Origin of the sequence: Yoonia sediminilitoris (genome assembly GCF_003058085.1) — a bacterium.
In the GTDB taxonomy this organism is placed as follows: Bacteria; Pseudomonadota; Alphaproteobacteria; order Rhodobacterales; family Rhodobacteraceae; genus Yoonia; species Yoonia sediminilitoris.
In genome coordinates, this window is sequence record NZ_QBUD01000038.1 from 1 (window position 1) to 3,841 (window position 3,841).

Here is a 3,841-nt window from a genome sequence, read left to right on the forward strand (position 1 = left end):
CACCGCCAGCACGCCGCATAATCAAACCAAACAGATGAGCCAAACTCTCTCTTAGGTTCGGACGCTCTTGGTCCCAAAAACCCTGACGACGGACACCCTCTCACTGAAAGGGGAGCATTCTGATGTTGACGACGGCTTCGTCCGCAACTCGGTCATAGACCGCCTGAAATTCGCTGCGGTCGCGACCAACGTCTGCTTTTCTAGCTGCGATGCAACGCGTAGCGGAGGCGTTCAGTTTGCTGCAAGAGCAAAGGGCGCGATTTCAATCCGGCTGCTCTGGGCTCTCAGCCGCCGTTAGATCGGTCGCAGCATTTTGCCTGTCAGGTGCCGCCAGCCCCGTAAGGATCGGCCCATTGCGGACATTGGCCATGGGTAGCTGTCGCTGCGGTGCGGCCCGTCAGACCCGCCATTCGCTGCATGAGCAAAATCTTGGATGCTGCGGACTGGTAGTGTGCGGGACGAATCAGTCATTGTGTAGGTGTCCGGCAAGCAAAGGAACGGGGATTGTTTTGCGGGGTCGAGCTCGCTCAAAGCACAATTACAGAGATAGGAGTATTGGTCATTTCGCATGAAGGTTGGCAACGAAATCAGAGGCGTAATTTACGTGTCTCAGTTGTGTTGTGCCGTCAGGAATGCCCAATAGCCTGTCGATGGCCAATCCTTGCATTTTCAGACTATCTTCGATCTTTTTCACGACAGCCTTCTGATCTTCTGCGCTTTTGATGCCAAAAGCCGTCTTCAGGACGTATCTGTGTTGGTTCGCAATACGGACAATGAGCGGTGCCGCTGTCACTGGATCATCAATAAGGAACACGCCGTCTTCGATTCCCAAACGTAATACCTCTGCGAATACTGGGACCACCGCTGCAACAATTTCTTCCATCAGTCGGTCTTGGAAGCCAGAGTCTTCTTCATTGAGAAGCGATGCGATGATCAACATCATTGACTGCGGTTCGGCCAAAGCCTGGCGATCGCGGAGGATCTGCAGATGCAGCTTGTACCTGTCCAGCGCGGAAAGGCCTTGGGTCTCCAGCACAGCATCGTAGGCCCCCCGGATCTGATCTGCGTACCGGCGTAGCAGGCCGTCGACCATCGCTTCCTTGGAGTCAAAGTGGTGGTAGAAAGCTCCCTTGGAAACGCCCGCGATGTTCATGATGTCATTTATGGACGTGCGCGAATAACCCTTTGTCTGAAAGAGCTGTTGTGCACAGTCAAAGATCTGGTTGCGCCGATCCTCAGGTCTAAAGTTTTTGCGACGGCGCGTCATTCAGCCACCTTTCTTTACAAACATACCGACGGTCGGTATTGATATGTGAATTACAGACCGATGGTATGTTTTTCTCACAAGACCTGCTTCGCATACCGGATGCGCCGTTAATAGGGGGCTGGCCATGGCCGACAAAAGACTTTTCACATTCTTCGTGTTGGCGTTTGGCCTTTCTTGGGTCTTTTTCATTCCCACATTCCTCGTCTGGCTCGGAATTCCTGCACCAGTCGGTGGAGATGGCTACAACGGGTTTGCAGGTTTCATTTCAACATTTGGACCGCTGCTTGCCGCCATGATCTTGCTCGGAAGGGATGGCGGCTTCAGAGCGGCATGGGGGCTGATCAAACGCGGGTTCGATCTCCGCGTCAAACCAGTTGTTCTCATAGCGGCTATCCTGTTGCCTGTTGGGTCAGCTTGGCTCGCAAACTCTGTCGTGAACATAACAGGTGCTGATACTTTGCCGGGCAGCATGGTGCCTGAAGATCTTGGATACCCAGCGGCCATTTGGCTGGTTCCGGCCTTCCTTTCTATGATGTTGTTTGGGGGTGGTCAGGAAGAATTCGGCTGGCGCGGATATGCTCAGGAACCGATGCACGATCGGCTGGGATTTGCAGGATCGAGCTTGCTGCTCGGCGCTGTTTGGGGTCTGTGGCACTTGCCACTTTGGATCATTCCGGGTGATCCACATATCTTCATCCCGTTCGTGGCCTTTGTCCTATTTACAATGGCGTTTTCTGTGCAAATGCTTTGGCTGTTTCAGCTATCAGGCTACAAGCTCTCGGTCCCATGGATCATGCATGGGGTCCAGAACACGGTATTGATAATATTGCCGGTGTATCGCCTCGATAGTGACGGCCCGCAGGTGGGTCTCTACATCTACTTGGCGATCAACATTGCGATCGCGGCGCTTGCGATTTTGGCCGTGAGAAAACGAGCGTCGTGAAGCTCTACCTGACATTGGTGTCCAAGGAAGCACTGGACACTTTGGGCTCGAAGCCGACCTGCGGCGGCGCAGCACCCAGTTTCTTGTTCTGGCCCGCATCCAACCGGTTTCCAGAGCCCCTCGGTTGACCGCTCCCAGCCCAAAATGGACATTCATTCTGCACTTGCATCCGATGGCGTCTCCCGCAGACCGGGCGGAAACCTGATGGGGTGGATGGCTCCTGCTTCAACCGGCGTCGCAATGCGCCATGATGCAGGTGTCTAAATCTGCTTTGAGAGGAGCCACCCCATGCAAGTTACCACAATTGGCGTTGACCTGGCCAAGAACGTTTTCCAAGTCCATGGTATCGCAGAGAACGACGATGTGTTGTTCAACAAGCCCCTGAGACGGGCGCAGTTTCTGCCGTTCTTTGCTAAGTTAGAACCCTGCCTGATCGGCATGGAGTCTTGCAGCAGCGCCCATCATTGGGCCCGCGAATTGACGGCCTTCGGCCACGAGGTGCGTTTGATCCCACCGATGTATGTGAAGCCCTACGTCAAGCGAGGGAAGTCAGATGCAATCGACGCCGAGGCAATCTGTGAAGCCGTGACACGACCCACGATGCGCTTTGTTGCGATCAAGACGGTTGAGCAACAAGCTTTGCTGTCGCTTCATCGGGCTCGCGACCTTTTGGTCCGTCAAAGGACGCAGCTGATCAACGGCCTACGTGGTCTGGTTGCTGAGTTCGGTGTCTACATCCCCGGAGGACTGGCCCGCGTGATTGGGTTTGCTGAGGATATCACACTTGGTGAAGTGCTCGACTTGCCAGACATCGCCAATGAAGTGATCCGCAACCTGTCAGAACAGTTGATGGCATTGCATAAGCGGATCCGATGGTATGAAGAGCGCCTCAAGCAAGTGGCCAAAGAAGATGCGCGTGTGCGTTTGTTGCGCACGATACCCGGCGTCGGCGCGGTGACGGCTTCTGCGATCATCGCCAGCATCGGCGACGGGCACCAGTTCCGTAATGGCCGGGAGTTCGCCGCCTGGCTGGGCTTGACGCCTGCGAATAAATCCAGCGGAGGCAAGGAAAAGCTGGGGCGGATCACCAAGATGGGCGATCAGTATTTACGCTCGTTGCTTGTCGTCGGCATGACATCACTGGTCCGACAAACACGGTCCCACCCCGAACGTGCCAGCAAGTGGCTGACGTCACTGCTCGAACGCAAGCCCGCCCGTGTCGCAACTGTCGCCATGGCCAATAAGACCGCCCGGATCGTCTGGGCTGTCCTGGCCCGCGACGAACCCTACAGCCCCCGTGCGGCAGTCTGAGAAGAAAGGAACAACGAGTTAGCAAGACCTGCGAGATGATGGTGCACAAGTCTGCCGCCAAAACCAGGACACTCCGCCGAATGTCCCGGGCGTCATAGCCCGCTAAGCTGTAAGGAACTTGGTTTGCGGAACCCATCAGGGCCAGCGGTCAAAACCGCGCAAACAGGCCGGACACATGACTGCTTCTGACAAATGCACAAATCTGATCAAAAATGTCCTGCTATGCAGGAGCCAATGGTATGGACCCCGCCGCCTTCGGTCGGCGACCCTTAGAAGATCAATTTTGGGAAAGGAGAAATACCATGCAGATAGTGAGAATT

General features: G+C 55.1%; 3 protein-coding genes. 2 read left to right on the top strand and 1 reads right to left on the bottom strand.

The genetic code is table 11. The features are described from left to right. Nucleotides 1-559: 559 nt before the first annotated feature. Nucleotides 560-1,267, bottom strand: coding sequence for a TetR/AcrR family transcriptional regulator (locus C8N45_RS22805; protein WP_108389341.1), 708 nt, complete (start codon nucleotides 1,265-1,267; stop codon nucleotides 560-562). Nucleotides 1,268-1,391: 124 nt separating this feature from the next. On the opposite strand from C8N45_RS22805, the gene C8N45_RS22810 reads away from it, so the two are divergent. Beyond that, nucleotides 1,392-2,210, top strand: a complete 819-nt coding sequence (locus C8N45_RS22810) for a type II CAAX endopeptidase family protein (protein WP_108389343.1) — start codon at nucleotides 1,392-1,394, stop codon at nucleotides 2,208-2,210. A gap of 288 nt (nucleotides 2,211-2,498) precedes the next feature. Next, on the top strand, nucleotides 2,499-3,521 hold the full coding sequence (locus C8N45_RS22815; protein WP_108389345.1) for an IS110 family RNA-guided transposase: 1,023 nt from the start codon (nucleotides 2,499-2,501) through the stop codon (nucleotides 3,519-3,521). The last annotated feature ends 320 nt before the right edge of the window (nucleotides 3,522-3,841 follow it).

Excerpts from the sequence above, each read along its gene's own strand:
- C8N45_RS22805 (WP_108389341.1), bottom strand. The coding sequence starts at position 1,267 with ATGACGCGCCGTCGCAAAAACTTTAGACCTGAGGATCGGCGCAACCAG.
- C8N45_RS22815 (WP_108389345.1), top strand. The coding sequence starts at position 2,499 with ATGCAAGTTACCACAATTGGCGTTGACCTGGCCAAGAACGTTTTCCAA.
- C8N45_RS22810 (WP_108389343.1), top strand. The coding sequence starts at position 1,392 with ATGGCCGACAAAAGACTTTTCACATTCTTCGTGTTGGCGTTTGGCCTT.